Raw genomic sequence first — 17556 nt, forward strand, 5'->3', positions numbered from 1 at the left:
TGATTAAGATGATTATTGAAAAGATTGTTGGAAATATAGCAACATTAGAAAAAAGAGCAAATCACGTAGAAAGAGTTTATTTGCACAGTGATGATTTATTAAAAAGAGTCCAGCGAGTTGTGACAGACCATGGGAAGGAAATCGGCATTCGCTTAGCAGATAAGAGGGAACTCCTTGATGGAGACGTATTATACATGGATGACAAGAATATGATTGTCATTTCTGTGAAGGAAGATGATGTTCTAACCATTCAGCCATTCAGCATCCAGCAAATGGGTGAAATTGCACACCAGCTTGGAAACCGTCATTTACCTGCACAATTTGAAGGCAATGAAATGATTGTTCAATATGATTATTTGGTAGAAGAATTATTACAGCAATTATTAATTCCCTATAAAAGAGAGAATCGAAAGGTAAAGCAGGCTTTCCGCCATATTGGGCATAGCCATGACTAATTCTTTATATCCATTGCTGCAGCTAAGTGATTCTAACTTTCCTTCAGGGGCTTTTTCTCACTCCTTTGGCTTGGAAACATATATCCAAGAAGGGACAGTGACGGATAAGCACAGCTTTTATGAGGCATTAACAATTTATTTAAAGAAACAGCTCGTCTATGCAGATGGTCTTGCCTTTCACTTAGCATATGAAGGAATCGCAACAAGTAGCTGGGATAAAGTTTTAGAAGTAGATAGAATTTTATACGTTTCCTCTCTAGCTGAAGAAACAAGAATGGGAAATAAAAGAATGGGGGAAAGGATGGCTAAGCTCTGCCAAGACCTCTATCACTCTGCTAATATAACAAAATATATTTCCCATATAAAAGAAAAGGATGCTTTTGGACATACAAGCATTGTATTTGCGATTCTTGCTCACTATTTGAATGTGGAAGAAGTGCTTGCTATGAAAACCTATCTTTTCACATCCGTCTCTTCCCTTGTTCAAAATGCTGTGCGCGGCATCCCTTTAGGACAAACAAATGGACAAAAGATACTGGTTGAAATCCAGCCGTTAATAGATACGTGTGTGGATACCATTATGGGGTTAACAATAGATGATTTTGCGAGTGTTAGTCCCGGACTTGAGATAGCACAAATGAGGCATGAACAGTTACATGTCCGTCTTTTTATGTCATAAGTTTAATTATTAGCAAATGGAGAGTGAAATAAATGGAAGCAATACGAATTGGAATCGGAGGCCCAGTTGGTGCAGGGAAAACGATGCTTGTTGAAAAATTAACTCGTTCTATGCAACATGAGCTTAGCATGGCCGTTGTAACAAATGATATTTATACGAAAGAGGATGCATTATTTTTACTGAAAAATGGTGTGTTGCCAGAAGATCGAGTTATCGGTGTAGAAACAGGAGGATGTCCTCACACCGCCATTAGAGAGGATGCATCAATGAATTTCGCAGCTATTGATGAGCTAAAGGAATTACATCCAGACTTAGAGCTAATATTTGTCGAAAGTGGTGGAGATAACTTGGCTGCAACCTTTAGTCCAGAGCTTGTAGATTTTTCTATTTATATTATTGACGTAGCTCAAGGAGAAAAAATCCCACGAAAAGGTGGGCAAGGGATGATTAAATCGGACTTGTTTATTATTAATAAAATTGATTTAGCTCCATATGTTGGTGCGAGCTTGGAAGTGATGGAGCGAGATACGATTGCAGCAAGAGGAGAGAAGCCTTATATTTTTACAAACTTGAAAGAGGAAATTGGACTTTCAGAAGTAGTGGAATGGATTAAAAAGCAAGCATTTCTCATTGGACTATAGATAATGACTTATACAGGTGTTTTGCAATTTTCTGCAAAGAAAAGACAACATAAAACAGTGCTTAGTGATTGTTATTATGAAGGAGCTATGAAAATTACGCGGCCAGTTTATTTAGAAGAAAGTGCACCATCCATTTATTGTATTCATGTAGGAGGAGGTTATGTGGATGGAGATAGATATAAAACATCCATTTGTGTGGAGGAAGACGCCGCAATCTCTGTTACCACCCAATCCTCTACAAAAATATATCGAACACCAATGGACTATGTGAAGCAAGATACGGTGATTACCCTTGAAAGAAATAGTATATTAGAACACTTTCCTGATCCTATAATCGCTTATGAACAAGCTAAATATTTTCAAAATACAGTTGTACATATGGAAGAAGGATCCTGTTATTTTGCTAGTGATATCATCACTCCTGGATGGGCGGCGGATGGGAGTTTCTTTAAATATGCATGGATTCGCTCCAAGCAAAAAATATATAGAAATAATAAACTAATCTTCTTTGATCATCTTTATTTGAAACCGGAAGAAGACTTTACATCTATTATGCAAATGGAAGGTTTTACCCATATTGGAACACTTGTACTTGTACATGACCAAGCGGATCGCTCCTTTTATCAAGAATTGAATCACTTAGTGGAAAAGGAGGAAGAGGATATCCGCCTTGGTATTTCCAAACTACCTGAAAATGGAGTCATTTTACGCATTTTAGCTTGTAATACCGGAGTAATTGAGAGAATCTTTCAATCAGTGCATACCTATGCACGGAAGTTTCTTTTAGGAAAAGAAGCACTTAGATGGAGAAAATACTAACATAATAAGTCAAACGGAGGAACATCAATAATGGAATTTGGATTGCTGTCCATCTTATTATTTGGACTAATACTTGGATTTAAGCATGCATTAGAACCAGATCATGTAATTGCAGTTTCTACGATTGCGAGTAGAAGCAAAAATTTATGGAATTCCTCTTTGTCTGGGGTATTTTGGGGAATTGGACATACCTTTACATTATTTGTATTTGGGTTAATTGTCATTGGATTAAAACAGGAAATATCAGATCCAGTAGCGATGTCTTTGGAATTTATAGTTGGCATCGTCCTTGTTTATTTAGGAATTTCAAATGTTTTTTTAAAAGAAAGAAAAACACATTCCCATCACAGAAATGGAGCAACTTCTTATTGGAAGTCCACTTTATTAGGATTAGTTCATGGGCTTGCGGGAAGTGCAGCAATGGTTCTATTAACGATGAGTACAGTACATACCATATGGGAAGGTGCAATTTATATCATTATTTTTGGTATAGGGACCTGTGTCGGCATGTTACTATTTACTACTGTATTAGGTGTCCCATTTGTATTCTCAAACAAAGGGGTAACGGTAAATGCCCTTTTTACAAAAATCACAGGAAGCATCAGTATCCTATTTGGAATTTATTATATGTATAACATCGGAATCAATGATGGTTTATTTAAGATTTGGATATAAGATCATTAAAAGAGGCTGGGACAAAACTAAATAACTAGTCTTTAAAGACGAACAATCTTTAATTTAGCTCTTAAATAAAGCTACTTTCTGATGGTTATCTATGTTTTTTAATATAGTTAAGTGTAAAAACTCAGTCGTTCCATTGCGCTACAGACGCTCGCTTTCCGCGGGGAGGAAGCTAAGCCTCCTCGCTGCGCTGCGGGGTCTCAGCCTTTCCTCTATTTCCCGCAGGAGTCGAGCGTCCTCCGCTCCATTACACTTCGTTTTTAAACCTTTTTCTAAAAAACAAACACGAACTATAATGTAATTTAATTACATTATAGTTCGTGTTTGTTGTTGGTTGAAATGCTTATGTCCCAGCCTCTTTTAAATCCCCACTTTATTGAATCAAGACTGACTTCTTTCTACTTCTCCATGAATACTTTTTAAAACAATAAATAGTAATTAATATTCAATAGAATTTTTCTTTTTAATAATACTTCAAATTAGGGAGAAGATAGTAAGAATAAGATAAAAAAATGGTGGGAGACAATATGATCGGTCATAGTCTGAAGACAATCATGGTATTTGTTGGAGTTTACCTTCTTTATATTGTAATTTCTTGTGTCATTGTTCCTTATTTTTATCATCCCAAGGCAGACCCTTTTTGGAAGCCAACGACTAAACTCAATCAGAATGATAAAAAAGTGGTCTCGCCTGATAAAGTCGTTTTATTACAAGATAGGGAAGACTCAGGTTTAGCAAGGCTGCAATTGATAAAGAACGCAAAGGCATCTGTTGATATATCCACTTATGCGATTCAAAAGGGACCATATGCAGATTTATTCTTCGGCTGTTTGTTTGATGCAGCGAATCGTGGTGTCAAAGTAAGGCTTTTATTAGATGGCATAGTCAATCAATTCAACAAAGATTTACGTTTATATAGCTATGCGATATTTACTCATCCAAATATCAAATTGAAGTATTATGAACCTCTTCATTTAGGAAAGCCTTGGACATGGAATAATCGATTTCATGATAAGCTATTTATCATTGATAGTGAACTTGCTATAGTGGGGGGAAGAAATATAGGGGATAAATACTTTAGCGCAGCAGGAACAAAAGGAGCGTCAAATGATCGAGATGTTATTGTATTTACAGAGGAACAAAAGGATACCAGTGTATTAAAGAAAATAGATGATTATTATCAATATGTTTGGGAACATCCTTTTTCAAAGAATGCAGTTAAAAAAATATCACATAGGAAGATACAATTAGGGAAAGAAAAAGAGGAAGAAGCAATGGACCTTCTAACACATGCAAAAGATGTGTATCCATTGCCAATAGATAAAGCAATAGATTGGAAAAAAGATGCTTATTCAACTGACAAGGTATTTTTGCTGCACAATCCACATCAGCGGGTTAATAAAGATCCATTAATTTGGAAGGAACTAATTTCTTTAACCGAGCAATCTACAAAGTCCATTTACTTAGAAAGTCCATATATTGTTCCTACGAAGAAAATGCTTGAATATGTAAAGCCAGAGAAAATAAAAGTAGATCATTGGAAGGTGCTGACAAACTCTGCTGCATCAACACCTAATATGGTTGCTTTTTCAGGATATTGGTCAAACAGACACTCTATCATTAATTGGGTCGATGAATTATTTGAATATCAGGAAAAGACAGAGTCCCTTCATGGAAAAACATATATATTTGATGAAAAAATTAGTTTGATTGGTTCCTACAATGTAGATGCCAGAAGTACGTTCCTAAACACAGAAACCATGCTTTTGATTGATAGTGAAGAATTTGCTCACTTTTTGCAGAAAGAACTAAATAAAACGGTCGATAACCATAGTCTTCAGGTTTCAGAAGATGGAAGCTATAAAGCAAAAGAAGATGTAGAGCAAGCAGATGTGGCATTTTGGAAGAGAATAGCTATAAAAACTTTAGCTCCTATCATCAAATTGTTTGCATTTTTAGTTTAAAGGAAGAAGTGAATGAGAATATTTTCTAGGAAATATATAAATATATCGTTAAAAGCCTCCTTGTTTCACGTGAAACTTGGAGGCTTTAAATGGTTTAATAAAGAACCATACCTGCATGAGTTTATATTTTTTTAAAAGAAAAGTACAGGGGAATGGAAATTGTCTAATACAAAGGGAAAAGGTAAGCAATTGCTTTGCCCCCTATAAAAGGGAAGGTAAGCACAGGAATAAGGATACAAGAGAAGATTTTCACTATTCAACTAAATAAAAAGAAAAGCCGGCATCTCGAAGAATGTGTGGCTTTAAGCAGGTGAATAATAACGGAAAAAAACAAAGCGTGAGGAATAAAGTTCATCAACCTAACCCAAAAAGTAAAAACAAAAAGCTACCTAATCAGGCAGCCTCTATCTCACTCATTAATGCATGCATATTCCCCTCGGAATCACGAAAGAAGGCCATCCAGGTTTCGGTAGTTCCCATCTTAGCAACAAGGTGTGGTTCACTTTCCATAAGAACCTTCTTCTTCCTTAACTTCTCATAAGCTGATTTGATATCCTCCACTTGAAAATAGATCGTTGAGCTTAGATGATCAAATTCTTCATTTTCAGGTAGAGTGATAAGTAAACGCAAACCGTTACAAACAAAAAAGGCCATATTATCTGTTTGAAACAAAAGTGGAAGGTCAAGTTTTTCTTTATAAAAGTGAACGGCTTGTTCTAAATTTCTTACTGTTACGCCAATTTGTCCAATTTTTTGTATCAAAATAGTTCTCCTTTCTATGAAATTATCAGATAAATCCATTATATAGTATAAATATTTCCAAAATCTATCAAATATCTAATGGAGGATTTACTTTTAAAGTATGGAGGTATCTTAACTATATCAAATTTAAAAGAGTAATAATCTGTAAACTAGTTCATCCTGATAGGAAGAAGGGAGGATGAGGATGTTTTCTCTAGACGATCTTGATAAATTCGCATGGGCCTTTTTCGTTATATTGCCTATTGTTAGCTTGATTCATGCCTCTGGACACCATTTTTTTGTTTGGCTGTTTGGCGGAAAGGGTGATTTGATCGTTGGAAAGGGGAATGAGCTATTCTGTATTGGTCCCATCCATGTTCATTTGTTCTATTTTATAGATGCAACTTGCTATTATAAAGGAATTGAAGAAAAAAAGAGATGGCAACGGATTTTAATTCATAGTGGAGGAATTTTATTTAATCTATTGTCCGTTTTAGTAATAAATTTATTCATTATGCAGGATGTTTTCCCAAGAAGCTCCTTTTTCTATCAGTTTGCGTATTTCTCCCTATACTATATCTTCTTTGCGTTGCTTCCTTTTGATTATGGAGAAAATGCACCAAGTGATGGCAAGGCCATTCTATTGGCATGGAAACAGAAGAAGTAAGAGAGAAAGTGACTAATTTGGGAATAAATATTGCTCATTTGGGGTATATGACAAAAACTACAAGATCTATAGAAGGAGGAATGGCGTTATGTTAAACCAAGCGAGAAAAGAGTTTCATATAGTAAAAGGAATTGCTCCGAATGTAAATCAGGAAGCGTTATTTAATAATAAAAGAAAAGTGTTTCTATTTGGCTCTCCGAGTTATACAAATATTGGCGATCAGGCCATAGCGTATGCGGAAGAGAAATTTATTAAAAATTGCTTCCCTTACTATGAATATATTGAAATTATGGATTATGCAACAGAGGAAGGAATCGATTTAGTTAAAAAGATTATTAAAACGGATGATGTTGTTTGTTTTACCGGTGGAGGAAATTTAGGAAGCCTGTACTTGGATATTGAGGAGGATCGCAGAAAGGTCATCGAGTCATTTAAAGATTACCGAACGATTGTGTTCCCTCAATCTGCCTTTTTTGAGGATACAGAGGAAGGACAAGCAGAAAAGAAAAAAAGCCAAGAAGCATATAACAAAAATCCTAACCTCACTTTAGTAGCAAGAGAGAATCAGACATTAGAAATCTTAAAAGATACTTTCCAAGCAAATGTACTGTACACTCCAGATATGGTGCTATCCCTTTCCATTGAACCAAGGGACCTTGAAAGGGAAGGTGTTCTATTCGTTCTAAGAGCAGACAAGGAAAAAGTAACAGAAGAAAATTTTGTCTCAGACTTAATGAACTTGGTTGGAAAAGATAATCCAGTGGAACGAACGGATACGGTGCTTTCAGAAGTTGATGTGATTGATTATGCTGATCGTGAACCTCAATTATTAAAAATGCTTGATAAAATTGGTTCTAAAAAATTAATAATCACAGATCGGTTGCATGCAATGATCTTTTCAATTATCACAAAGACTCCTTGCTTGGTATTCGGGAATAGCTACGGAAAAGCGAAGCACTCGTATAATGATTGGCTACATGAATTATCATTTATTGAGTATACCGATAATAAGGATTTAAACGAGCTTCCAGCTATTATTGAAAGATTACAAAGTGCTGAGCCCAATAAGATTGATGTTAGAGAGGATTTTCAAGTGTTGAAGGATTTTTTTAGAGGGTAAAAGTAGTAAAGGAGTATCCGTTTAGGATATCTCCTTTTACTATGTAGTTTCCGATAATTTACTATGCTCCAAAAATTTTTGATCCATGGACTTCTTTCATCTCTAACTGAACAGATAGAACTGGAAGGTTAGCAGAGGTAATCCCTCCACCAGGAAGAATAATGATTTTTCCAGCAGCGTATTCGATATAACTTTTCAGCGTAGGTATATTATCTTCAATTTTAGTAGATAGAGGACCACCATGTGTTAATATCCGGTTTACCCGATGGGAAATGAGCCAGTCGATTGCTTGGTTCTTTAACTCAGGAGCAATATGATCAAAGGCCATATGAAAGGTAACCTCCAAACCAGTAGCAGCGGTTAAGCATCTTTCCATTGCTTCTTCATCAATCCATTGCCCTTTATTTAAACAACCAATTACCACTCCATTAACACCAAGCTGTTTAAAAAGATGAATATCCTGGCACATAATATCCACTTCATCTTCGGTATAAATAAAATTCCCACCTCTTGGACGAACAATTGCCATTACTTTAGTATTGGTATTTCGACAAAAGGAGATAGTTTTAGCAGCAACACCATAGCTAACAGTCGTTCCCCCTACAGATAGATTATCGCAGAGCTCAATCCGATCTGCACCATTTTGAATAGCTCTTGGGACGAGTGTGAAGTTTTCTACGCAGATTTCTTTTATCATTGTCTCAACACCTTTTAATTAACGTCTAATTTAGCTAGTGTACCATATATTTACTGTGAAAAATCGGTTATACTTGATGATGAAATATAAAAATTTAGAAAATTAGGGAAATAAGGAGAGGGAATTGAGTGATATTACATACTTCTATTCAAGGAAAAGGAGAACCGATTGTATTTCTTCATACTGGTTTGCAAACAGGGTTAACAGATTTTGAGTATCAAAGAGCTTTTTTTCAAAGGCATTATCAGGTGATTTCTCCTGATTTAAGAGGGCATGGTCATTCTGTAGTTGCCAATTTTTCTAATTTCTTTGATGAATCTGCTAATGATTTGTTTGAAACGTTGGAACATGTAGGAATAGACTCTGCTCATATTGTAGGAGGATCAATAGGAGCATTGGTAGCCATCATTTTTGCAAAAAAGCATCCTAAAAAAGTAAAGAGTTTAACTATCTCGGGGGTTATGCCCTTAAAGCCTGATAATTGGGAAGAGTTACATCTTAAAGACATAGAGCAACAAAGTCACCTTTTGCAAAAGGAAGAGGTAGCTGATTATTTCAACCAAATTCATAGAGGGGATTGGAGAGAAGCCCTTTTAATAACACAAGATTCAACGTGGTATCCATTTCATGAAATTAAGGATATACATGCATTAAAGATGCCGATTCTTTGCATAGTAGGCGAAGGAAAAAGAGACGAGATAGAGGGCGCTTGCTATTATCAAGAAATAAATTCGAATATGCACATTGCAGTTGTTCCTTTTGCGGCACATTTAGTTCAGGATGAACAGCCGGAGATTTATACTAAAATGTTAGATTCTTTTCTGATGAAATATGGCGATGCAAACATAAAAATGGGTGAGGAAAGTTAACCACTTATTAAAAAGTAAAGTGGGTCTTGTTTTATAATTTCCAATATGTTAAAGTATTTGGAAAATAAGAGGTGATTGAAATGGTTAAACGTACGCACAGCATCAACCTTTCACAATTACATCATCATAAAAAGTAGTCTTGCTATTTCGATTTAAAAATCGTACATAGGAAGACTATTTCTCATGAAACCGCATTTGATTAAGTTTTAACTACTTAAATCAAGGGCGGTTTTTTATTTTATTTTAAACAGGGGGCATGAAAAAATGAAGAAGATGATTTACCAAAATGTTAAAGGAACAATGGATTATTTACCGAGAGAGGAAGAAATCAGAAGAAATATTCGGAGAACAATGGAAGATGTATTTATTCAGTATGGCTGCAAACCGCTTGAGACACCTATCTTAAATTACCAAGAATTGCTTGCTTCTAAATACGCAGGTGGAGCGGAAATTTTAGAAGAAATGTACACTCTTTCTGATCGTGGCAAAAGGGAGCTGGCGTTGCGCTATGATTTAACCATTCCCTTTGCGAAAGTGGTAGCGATGAATCCAACGCTAAAAATGCCTTTTAAACGCTATGAGATTGGCAAAGTATTTCGAGATGGTCCGATAAAGACGGGGAGATATCGAGAGTTTACACAATGTGATGTCGATATTGTAGGTGTTCCATCGCAAATGGCAGAAGCAGAGCTTATGATGATGGCTTTGAATATTTTTGATAAATTAAAGATGGAAGTAACGATTCAATACAATAATCGAAAATTATTAGTTGGGTTTCTTCGTCAATTGAATATTGCGGATCAATTGATAAATCGGGTGATTTTGATAGTAGATAAAATAGAAAAAATTAGTAAAGAAAAAATAAAGGAAGAACTAAGAGATGCTGGATTAGAACAAACAGTAATAGAGGAGATTGATGCTTTTTTACAAAAGGATTTAATCGGCATAATAGAGTACTATCAACAGCTGGCAGAAAAAGAAGAGAGCATTAGAAAGGGGCTGGAAGAATGGAATGAATTACAATCGTATATAAAGAAGTTTGGACTGGAGCAATATTGCGTATTCAATCCGTTTCTTGCGAGAGGTCTTGAAATTTATACTGGAACAATCTATGAAATTTTCTTAACTGATAAGAGAATAAAGTCGAGCATAGGTAGCGGCGGAAGATATGACAATGCGATAGGCGGATTAATTGGCTCAAAGCAAACCTATGCAACAGTGGGTATTTCCTTTGGGTTGGATGTTATATTATCTGCTCTTTTATTAGATAAAATAGATTTTGATGATGCAAAGCTGGATTACTATATTATTCCGATTGGTCGACCGCTGGAAGCTTTTTTAGTTGCGAAAACACTTCGTGACAAAGGCTTTAAAGTAGAGCTCGAGTTAGGAAAGAAAAAACTGGTGAAAGCTTTAGATAAAGCAAATAAAGAAGGTGTCAAAAAGGTGATTATACTAGGAGACGAGGAAGTGGCAGGCAATATGTATAAAGTGAGAGATATGAAAACAGGAGAAGAATGGATAGTGAATTTCGAATATTAATCATTAGACGAGGCAGTAGATGGGAGACATTTACTGCTTTTATTTATGTGAGAGTTGATTCAAAGGATATTAGCAAGTTAAAAAAATAGTCTCTAAGCCCGAATGGAAGGAAAAACGAGCAGGAAGGTAACAGAGAATCCGTCTCTGATCCCGAGCGGAAGAAAAAAGGAGCGCGGAGGTAACAAACCCGTCTCTAAGCTCGAATGGAAGAAAAAAGAAGCGCGAAGGTAACAGAGTGGTCAAAACAAAGCCCATTTTTCATAAAAAAGAAGGTAATAGAAAAAACACGTTCCTATTCGTTTTCAAATCAATCAAAACCCCCTTCTCTACTACAGCTAAAAGCATTTTCCAAAGAAACGTCTTCAACAGACTATTTCCAAAACAAAAGAAGCATACTACAAAAGAAAAAATTAAGATTAAAGTTTATTCGTTGTAATGTTACTTAAATGATGATAACATATAGTTATGTAACATTATTAGGAGGCGAACGGATGGAATATGTCGATCCTATAAAAGAAATTGAAAGTATTAATGCAATTAAAGAAGTATTGCGTAAACAATCACAAAGAGATTTGTTGCTTTTTGTGTTAGGTATAAATACTGGGATAAGAGTAAGCGATTTACTTGCATTGAAGGTTCAGGATGTAAAAGATGAATCTGGAATGAAAGAGTTTTTGTATCTTCATGATGCTGACGAAGTAAAGGCATATTATTTAAACGGTAAGGTGCATACGGAGTTAGAGAAATATATGGAGGAACGCGAATTTAAAGAGGATGAGTTTTTATTTAAGTCACAGAAAAATAATCAACCAATTACTCGCCAGCAAGCTTATCGGATTATTAATAAGGCGGCGAGGCTAGTTGGAATTCCCGGGAAAATTGGAACCCATACGTTGAGAAAAACTTTTGGCTATCATGCATATCGAAAAGGGATTGCGATTTCCTTATTGATGAATGTATATAATCATACATCGAGGGCAGAAACGTTAAAGTATATTGGGATTGATAAGCAAGAAAAGCGTTTAGTAAAAGTGGATGTCAATCTTTAAAAAAACCTCCACCAAACTAGGTGGAGATTAGTCAAACTTATAAATAGTCATCATCATTACTAGCATCTGTATCAATATCAACATTAGTTAATTCGTTAATGATGTCCTCATGGACTTGAACTTGCAATGTATCTTTATCTTTCATAAATTTAAAAACACCATTATTGAAATCAGTGCCTTGTTCTTTAAAGAAAATTCCCTCATACATTACATGTTTTGTATGATTGAAAATTAGGCGATAGCCATTTCCCTCTTTTACTAAATATGCACGTACACCTTTTTCATATTGGCCTTCTGGGTTTTTCAAAAAGCGTGCAACAGAAATAATATGAAGATCAACAAAAGGGATTTCACGCAATAAGGAATTAATAATGGAGCCTTTAGCAATTTGTTCCCAACGGCTTTGTGCAGTTTGACCAAGAACAATTTGTGTGATTTTCTTCTCTCTAGCTACTTCTGCAATCACTTTAGAGATTGGTCTCGATTCCTTATCTTTAATGATAAACGCGTCGGCACTATGACGTTCAGCTAATTCTTTCCATCTAGCAATATAATTTGATTTTTCTGCATCCAACTCATCAAATGGTTTCGGATCAACCGTAAGGATATAAAGTGGACAATCAAGCATATTCGCTATTTTACAGCCTCTTTGTATAAGGCGTTCACCGTTAGGTCCGTAATAAACGCATACTAGAATACTTTCATCCATGCGTTCTTTTCCATTTACCATAATTTTTTTCACCTCAATAGATGTGAATGATTTACACCACTAATAATAAACTATGTATGACTATAACGTATGCTACTTTATGAGTCAATGCATTTCTTAAATTATCCAAATGACAATTATTATCCGTTTCTTTTACTAATAGTAAGGTTAGACATAGTTTCCATTATAAATACGTTTTATCTCAAGAAAACCCAAAATATAAACTTGCATAAAAGGAGGAGGATACAACAAATGACATGGTTACATTTTATGATATTGCTGCCATTTATGTTTGCACTAATTGTACCTTTTATATATAAAAGGCTAACGCCTCGGATTCATACAGGTTGGTTCGTCCTGTTTGTTCCATTCACCATTTTTCTTTTCCTATTGATGTACATCCCTAAAATAGCGAAAGGAGAGGTGTTTACTTCTACAGTCAACTGGATACCTGCTTATAATATTAACTTTACTACGTATTTGGATGGACTAAGCTTAGTATTTGGTTTATTGATTGCTGGAATAGGAGCTTTGGTGATTCTGTACTCTATATTCTATTTATCAAAACACCGGGAAGCTTTGCATAACTTCTATGTCTATTTATTGTTATTTATGGGGGCGATGCTTGGGCTAGTAGTATCTGATAATTATTTTGTTTTATATGTATTTTGGGAAATTACTAGTGTATCCTCCTTTTTACTAATAGCTTATTGGTATGAAAGAGATCGCTCAAGATATGGTGCCCAAAAAGCAATGTTGATTACTGTCTTTGGCGGGCTAGCTATGTTAGCAGGACTGATCATGCTCTCTATTATGGCAGATACGACAAGTATTAGAGAGACCTTAGCGAATGTCCATCTAATCCAAAATCACGGTTTATTTATACCAGCCATGATTCTTCTTTTGCTTGGCGCTTTTACAAAATCGGCGCAATTTCCGTTTAGCATCTGGCTGCCTGATGCTATGGAAGCACCTACGCCCATTAGTGCGTATTTACACTCTGCCACGATGGTAAAGGCAGGAATTTATCTAGTTGCTCGTTTGACACCGATTTTTGGCGGCACAGCAGAGTGGTTTTGGTTTGTTGTAGGAATTGGTTTATTCACTTTATTATATGGATCCTTTAATGCAGTGAAACAGACAGACTTAAAGGCATTATTAGCCTATTCAACGATTAGTCAATTGGGACTGATTATGAGTTTACTGGGTATAGGTTCTGCTGCATTATATAAGGATTTAGGAGTAGAAGAAGCGGGATTATATGCAACAGCTATTTTTGCAGCTATTTTTCATTTAGTAAACCATTCCACCTTTAAGGGTTCTTTATTTATGGTTGTAGGGATTATTGACCATGAGACTGGTACTCGAGATCTTCGGAGACTTGGTGGATTAATTCACTTAATGCCCGTATCCTTTACGCTTACTGTAATTGGTGGCTTTTCAATGGCGGGTCTTCCTCCATTCAATGGCTTCTTAAGTAAAGAGATGTTCTTTACTGCTGTAGTGAATGCCTCCCATATGGAAATATTTAATCTTCCATATCTGGGTATGATTATTCCCATTATTGCGTGGATTGCAAGTGTCTTTACCTTTATCTATTGCATGATCTTGGTATTCAAAACATTTAAAGGAAAAAACAAAGCGCCAAAATTAGATAAAGCGATTCATGAAGCACCAATTGGTTTATTAGTCTCGCCGATTATTTTAGGGGCATTAGTTATTCTGTTCTTCTTTATCCCTAATGTTGTTTCCAAGTATTTATTAAAGCCAGCTTTTGCATCGGTTTTACCATCTCTTGCGCATACGGTGAAATCCAAAAAGATCAGTGCCTTCCATGGATTCAACACAGAACTTTGGATGACGATTGGGGTTGTGGCTGTTGGAATTATCTTATATTTACTATTAAAAAAATGGTATAAGATTTATCGCCTTTATCCACAAGCTATCACCTTAAGCAATTTATATAATCTTAGTTTGGAATATATGGAGAAGGTGGCAAAATCAATAACAGATTTTTATATGACAGGATTCCTTCGTGATTATTTAGTCTATATATTTGGATTCCTTATTGTCATAATCGGGGGATCTCTCGTGTTGTTTAATGGGGTCACGTTCGATATGTCTCAGGACTCACCAATTAGTTTTTTTGATATTGGCATAGTTATTGCAATGATTATAAGCTCGGTTACCGTTCTTTTCTCTAAATCAAGGATTACATCCATTGTAGCAGTTGGTGCCCTAGGATTTCTTGTCTCGTTTTTCTTTGTACTTTTTAGAGCTCCTGATTTGGCACTCACACAATTAGTAGTTGAGACAGTGACAACCGTTTTATTCTTACTGTGCTTCTATCATTTGCCGCAATTAAAGAAGGAAATTAGTAGGATTCGTTTCAAAGCGGTCAATGCCATTATTTCAATAGGAGTAGGCGCAGTTGTTACAATTGTTGCTCTTTCAGCTAATGGTACCCATCTATTTGACTCTATTTCGAGCTACTATGAAGATTCCTATAAATTGGCAGGAGCAAAGAATATTGTTAATGCTATCTTAGTTGATTTCCGAGGGATAGATACAATGTTAGAGATCCTTGTCCTTACAGTTGCTGGTCTAGGAGTGTATACATTAATAAAAGTTAGGCTTGTAGGAGGGGATAAGAATGAAGAAACCAAATGATATTATCATTCGAAGTGTCACAAAGGTTGCCGTCGTTATTATCCTTACCTTTGCCATAAATCTATTTGTATCTGGACATCACTTTCCAGGTGGGGGATTTATTGGCGGACTTACCTTTGCTGCCGCGATTATTTTGCTTTTTCTCTCTTTTGATATTGAGACTGTTCGAAAAAATATTCCTGTTGATTTTAAAGTGTTAGCAGGGGTAGGTGTATTAATTGCTGTTTTAACAGGTGTTGGTGGAATGGTATTTGGGGAAGCTTTCTTGACTCAAGCATTTGGATATTTTGACTTGCCTGTTTTCGGAAAAACAGAGTTAGCGACAGCTGTCATTTTTGATATTGGCGTTGCTCTAGCCGTTATCGGTACAGCGATAACCATTATTATGACAATTGGGGATGATCGCTGATGGAGACATTAATGTCTATTCTAGTGGGAGTATTATTCTCCATTGGAATTTATCTTATTTTAACAAAGACATTATTACGAATAATTTTAGGAACATCTATACTTGGTCACGGTGTAAACTTGCTTATTATTACAATGGGGGGATTGAAAAAAGGTGGTCCTCCCCTTTTAGGAATAACCGATCACACTTTTGCTGATTCGTTGCCGCAAGCATTGCTGCTTACAGCTATTGTTATAAACTTTGCAACGACTGCTTTGTTTTTAGTCCTAAGCTATCGAGCATTTAAAGTGCTTGGCACCGATGATACAGATTTATTGAGGGGTAATGAGGATGAATAATATTGTAATATTGCCGATCATCCTTCCTATCGTTTTTGCGATGATTATGGTGATTTTTAGAGACAAAGTTACGCTTCATCGAATATTAAGTCTAATAGCAATTATTTCTGTTTTTATTGTAACGATTATTTTAATCTTTCAAATTAAAGCAGAAGGAATACAGTCCATTCAGTTAGGGGGATGGGAGGCGCCGTTTGGCGTAAGCATGGTTGCAGATATGTTTGCAGCGCTTCTTGTTTTAGTTACTAGTATTATTGGATTTTGTTGTTTATTATACGCATTTCATTCAATTGGTGAGCAAAGAGAAAAATATTATTTTTATCCCTTATTTTTGGTCTTAATAACAGGGGTTAACGGATCTTTTTTCACGGGTGACATTTTCAATCTATTTGTCTGTTTTGAAGTAATGCTTGTTGCTTCATATGTATTAATTTCATTAGGAGGAACAAGAGTTCAGTTAAGGGAATCAATCAAATATATTTTAATAAACATTATCTCATCTTTTCTATTTCTAGTGGCAATTGCTTATTTATATGCGATTACAGGAACGCTAAATTATGCACATTTGTCGGTTCGAATTGCCGAAGTTGGTCAAGATGGATTAATGACAACCGTAGCGATATTATTTTTAATTGTGTTTAGTTTAAAGGCGGGGCTATTTTTATTCTTCTGGCTTCCAGGCTCTTATAGTGCACCACCGACGGCTATATCCGCTATTTTTGCTGCCCTTTTAACAAAGGTTGGAATGTATGCAATTATCAGAGTATTTACCTTGATTTTTTATCATGAAGTACAAATAACACATTTATTAATTGGCATCCTTGCAGGTATTACGATGACACTTGGGGCAATCGGAGCGGTTGCCTATAGAGATATTTATAAGGTAATGACCTATAATGTGGTCATTGGTGTCGGCTTTATTTTAGCAGGAGTCGCTACTTATACAACGGTAGGGATGACTGGTTCTATCTATTATTTCATTCATGATATGGTGATTAAAGCACTTATTTTCCTATTAGGAGGCACCGTAATCCATCTAACAGGAACAAGTAAATTAGATGAAATGAACGGATTGATTCGCTTGCATCCTCAGTTAGGCTGGATGTTCTTTATTGCAGCACTGTCTTTATCAGGGATACCTCCTTTAAGTGGCTTTCTAGGTAAAATATTTATAACAGAAGGGACATTTACTGCAGGATACTATTGGCTAGGTGCATTTGGACTGATTAGTAGTTTATTTGTTCTTTATTCTATTATGAAAGTATTTATGTCGGTGTTTTGGGGATATACGGATTTAACACTTGAAGAAGAAAAAGGGACAACAAAAGGATTAATGCTGCCAATTTCTGTGCTTACTTTCTTGACGATTGCTTTAGGCATTGGGACAGAAGGAATACATGAATATGTAGATATGGCAGTGGAAGGGTTAATGAATCCTCTTTATTATATAGAGGCTGTTTTGGGAAATGGAAAATAAAAGGAGTAATTAAATGGATGGAAAGAGGT

General features: G+C 35.6%; 18 protein-coding genes. 15 read left to right on the top strand and 3 right to left on the bottom strand.

What is annotated here, in order from left to right:
* Window positions 1-8 precede the first annotated feature (8 nt).
* The 6 genes from ureE to ACTNDN_RS03990 all read left to right on the top strand — a co-directional run bounded on the left by ureE (window position 9) and on the right by ACTNDN_RS03990 (window position 5239).
* Window positions 9-455, top strand: a complete 447-nt coding sequence (gene ureE / locus ACTNDN_RS03965) for an urease accessory protein UreE (RefSeq protein WP_031535430.1) — start codon at window positions 9-11, stop codon at window positions 453-455.
* The gene (locus ACTNDN_RS03970; protein ID WP_441130802.1) at window positions 448-1134 is read left to right on the top strand and encodes an urease accessory protein UreF; all 687 of its coding nucleotides are present in this window, start codon (window positions 448-450) and stop codon (window positions 1132-1134) included. Before ureE ends, ACTNDN_RS03970 begins: the two co-directional genes overlap by 8 nt.
* Before the next feature lie 32 nt (window positions 1135-1166).
* A complete protein-coding gene (gene ureG / locus ACTNDN_RS03975) occupies window positions 1167-1775 on the top strand; it encodes an urease accessory protein UreG (protein WP_031535427.1) in 609 nt (202 codons plus the stop codon).
* 3 nt (window positions 1776-1778) lie between these two features.
* Window positions 1779-2594, top strand: coding sequence for an urease accessory protein UreD (locus ACTNDN_RS03980; RefSeq protein ID WP_031535425.1), 816 nt, complete (start codon window positions 1779-1781; stop codon window positions 2592-2594).
* 30 nt (window positions 2595-2624) lie between these two features.
* Window positions 2625-3269, top strand: coding sequence for an urease accessory protein UreH (locus tag ACTNDN_RS03985; RefSeq protein WP_109768068.1), 645 nt, complete (start codon window positions 2625-2627; stop codon window positions 3267-3269).
* A gap of 533 nt (window positions 3270-3802) precedes the next feature.
* Window positions 3803-5239: a phospholipase D-like domain-containing protein gene (locus tag ACTNDN_RS03990; protein WP_031539290.1), complete on the top strand. Its 1437-nt coding sequence runs from the start codon at window positions 3803-3805 to the stop codon at window positions 5237-5239.
* 393 nt (window positions 5240-5632) lie between these two features.
* Here the strand turns inward: ACTNDN_RS03990 and ACTNDN_RS03995 are convergent, their stop codons facing one another.
* A complete protein-coding gene (locus ACTNDN_RS03995; protein ID WP_031539289.1) occupies window positions 5633-6040 on the bottom strand; it encodes a VOC family protein in 408 nt (135 codons plus the stop codon).
* A gap of 145 nt (window positions 6041-6185) precedes the next feature.
* On the opposite strand from ACTNDN_RS03995, the gene ACTNDN_RS04000 reads away from it, so the two are divergent.
* Together ACTNDN_RS04000 and ACTNDN_RS04005 are read left to right on the top strand one after the other, a co-directional pair.
* Window positions 6186-6647 (top strand): hypothetical protein, encoded by a 462-nt coding sequence (locus ACTNDN_RS04000; RefSeq protein WP_031539288.1) that lies wholly within the window; start codon window positions 6186-6188, stop codon window positions 6645-6647.
* An 88-nt stretch (window positions 6648-6735) separates the two neighbouring features.
* The gene (locus ACTNDN_RS04005; protein ID WP_031539287.1) at window positions 6736-7767 is read left to right on the top strand and encodes a polysaccharide pyruvyl transferase family protein; all 1032 of its coding nucleotides are present in this window, start codon (window positions 6736-6738) and stop codon (window positions 7765-7767) included.
* Window positions 7768-7828: 61 nt separating this feature from the next.
* On the opposite strand, the gene ACTNDN_RS04010 is transcribed toward ACTNDN_RS04005, so the two are convergent.
* A complete protein-coding gene (locus tag ACTNDN_RS04010; protein ID WP_031539286.1) occupies window positions 7829-8464 on the bottom strand; it encodes a copper homeostasis protein CutC in 636 nt (211 codons plus the stop codon).
* A gap of 128 nt (window positions 8465-8592) precedes the next feature.
* Between ACTNDN_RS04010 and ACTNDN_RS04015 the strand changes: the two genes are divergently transcribed.
* From ACTNDN_RS04015 to ACTNDN_RS04025, 3 genes are all read left to right on the top strand, one after another.
* A complete protein-coding gene (locus tag ACTNDN_RS04015) occupies window positions 8593-9333 on the top strand; it encodes an alpha/beta fold hydrolase (RefSeq protein ID WP_048718664.1) in 741 nt (246 codons plus the stop codon).
* Between the two features lie 264 nt (window positions 9334-9597).
* The gene (locus ACTNDN_RS04020; RefSeq protein ID WP_031539284.1) at window positions 9598-10875 is read left to right on the top strand and encodes a histidine--tRNA ligase; all 1278 of its coding nucleotides are present in this window, start codon (window positions 9598-9600) and stop codon (window positions 10873-10875) included.
* A 491-nt stretch (window positions 10876-11366) separates the two neighbouring features.
* Window positions 11367-11924 carry a tyrosine-type recombinase/integrase gene (locus tag ACTNDN_RS04025; protein ID WP_031539282.1) on the top strand — a complete coding sequence of 186 codons (558 nt, stop codon included), beginning with the start codon at window positions 11367-11369 and terminating at the stop codon, window positions 11922-11924.
* Window positions 11925-11961: 37 nt separating this feature from the next.
* Here ACTNDN_RS04025 and ACTNDN_RS04030 read toward each other — a convergent pair whose 3' ends face one another.
* Complete coding sequence (locus ACTNDN_RS04030; protein WP_031539281.1) at window positions 11962-12654, bottom strand: universal stress protein; 693 nt, start codon at window positions 12652-12654, stop codon at window positions 11962-11964.
* Window positions 12655-12885: 231 nt separating this feature from the next.
* Between ACTNDN_RS04030 and ACTNDN_RS04035 the strand changes: the two genes are divergently transcribed.
* From ACTNDN_RS04035 to ACTNDN_RS04050, 4 genes are read left to right on the top strand one after another with little or no spacing between them, the layout of a single operon-like run.
* Complete coding sequence (locus ACTNDN_RS04035) at window positions 12886-15303, top strand: Na+/H+ antiporter subunit A (protein ID WP_048718670.1); 2418 nt, start codon at window positions 12886-12888, stop codon at window positions 15301-15303.
* Window positions 15287-15712 carry a Na(+)/H(+) antiporter subunit B gene (locus tag ACTNDN_RS04040; protein WP_031539279.1) on the top strand — a complete coding sequence of 142 codons (426 nt, stop codon included), beginning with the start codon at window positions 15287-15289 and terminating at the stop codon, window positions 15710-15712. Before ACTNDN_RS04035 ends, ACTNDN_RS04040 begins: the two co-directional genes overlap by 17 nt.
* The gene (locus tag ACTNDN_RS04045) at window positions 15712-16050 is read left to right on the top strand and encodes a Na(+)/H(+) antiporter subunit C (protein WP_031539278.1); all 339 of its coding nucleotides are present in this window, start codon (window positions 15712-15714) and stop codon (window positions 16048-16050) included. The genes ACTNDN_RS04040 and ACTNDN_RS04045 overlap by 1 nt, the downstream gene beginning before the upstream one ends.
* Window positions 16043-17527 carry a Na+/H+ antiporter subunit D gene (locus ACTNDN_RS04050; RefSeq protein WP_048718673.1) on the top strand — a complete coding sequence of 495 codons (1485 nt, stop codon included), beginning with the start codon at window positions 16043-16045 and terminating at the stop codon, window positions 17525-17527. Before ACTNDN_RS04045 ends, ACTNDN_RS04050 begins: the two co-directional genes overlap by 8 nt.
* Window positions 17528-17556 lie beyond the last annotated feature (29 nt).

The organism is Niallia sp. HCP3S3_B10, from assembly GCF_052064465.1.
GTDB classification, from domain to species: domain Bacteria; phylum Bacillota; class Bacilli; order Bacillales; family Cytobacillaceae; genus Niallia; species Niallia hominis.

Bases quoted from the DNA above. Each gene is read 5' to 3' on its own strand.
- ureE (WP_031535430.1), top strand. From the start codon at position 9: ATGATTATTGAAAAGATTGTTGGAAATATAGCAACATTAGAAAAAAGA.
- ACTNDN_RS03970 (WP_441130802.1), top strand. From the start codon at position 448: ATGACTAATTCTTTATATCCATTGCTGCAGCTAAGTGATTCTAACTTT.
- ureG (WP_031535427.1), top strand. From the start codon at position 1,167: ATGGAAGCAATACGAATTGGAATCGGAGGCCCAGTTGGTGCAGGGAAA.
- ACTNDN_RS03980 (WP_031535425.1), top strand. From the start codon at position 1,779: ATGACTTATACAGGTGTTTTGCAATTTTCTGCAAAGAAAAGACAACAT.
- ACTNDN_RS03985 (WP_109768068.1), top strand. From the start codon at position 2,625: ATGGAATTTGGATTGCTGTCCATCTTATTATTTGGACTAATACTTGGA.
- ACTNDN_RS03990 (WP_031539290.1), top strand. From the start codon at position 3,803: ATGATCGGTCATAGTCTGAAGACAATCATGGTATTTGTTGGAGTTTAC.
- ACTNDN_RS03995 (WP_031539289.1), bottom strand. From the start codon at position 6,040: ATGGATTTATCTGATAATTTCATAGAAAGGAGAACTATTTTGATACAA.
- ACTNDN_RS04000 (WP_031539288.1), top strand. From the start codon at position 6,186: ATGTTTTCTCTAGACGATCTTGATAAATTCGCATGGGCCTTTTTCGTT.
- ACTNDN_RS04005 (WP_031539287.1), top strand. From the start codon at position 6,736: ATGTTAAACCAAGCGAGAAAAGAGTTTCATATAGTAAAAGGAATTGCT.
- ACTNDN_RS04010 (WP_031539286.1), bottom strand. From the start codon at position 8,464: ATGATAAAAGAAATCTGCGTAGAAAACTTCACACTCGTCCCAAGAGCT.
- ACTNDN_RS04020 (WP_031539284.1), top strand. From the start codon at position 9,598: ATGAAGAAGATGATTTACCAAAATGTTAAAGGAACAATGGATTATTTA.
- ACTNDN_RS04025 (WP_031539282.1), top strand. From the start codon at position 11,367: ATGGAATATGTCGATCCTATAAAAGAAATTGAAAGTATTAATGCAATT.
- ACTNDN_RS04030 (WP_031539281.1), bottom strand. From the start codon at position 12,654: ATGGTAAATGGAAAAGAACGCATGGATGAAAGTATTCTAGTATGCGTT.
- ACTNDN_RS04035 (WP_048718670.1), top strand. From the start codon at position 12,886: ATGACATGGTTACATTTTATGATATTGCTGCCATTTATGTTTGCACTA.
- ACTNDN_RS04040 (WP_031539279.1), top strand. From the start codon at position 15,287: ATGAAGAAACCAAATGATATTATCATTCGAAGTGTCACAAAGGTTGCC.
- ACTNDN_RS04045 (WP_031539278.1), top strand. From the start codon at position 15,712: ATGGAGACATTAATGTCTATTCTAGTGGGAGTATTATTCTCCATTGGA.
- ACTNDN_RS04050 (WP_048718673.1), top strand. From the start codon at position 16,043: ATGAATAATATTGTAATATTGCCGATCATCCTTCCTATCGTTTTTGCG.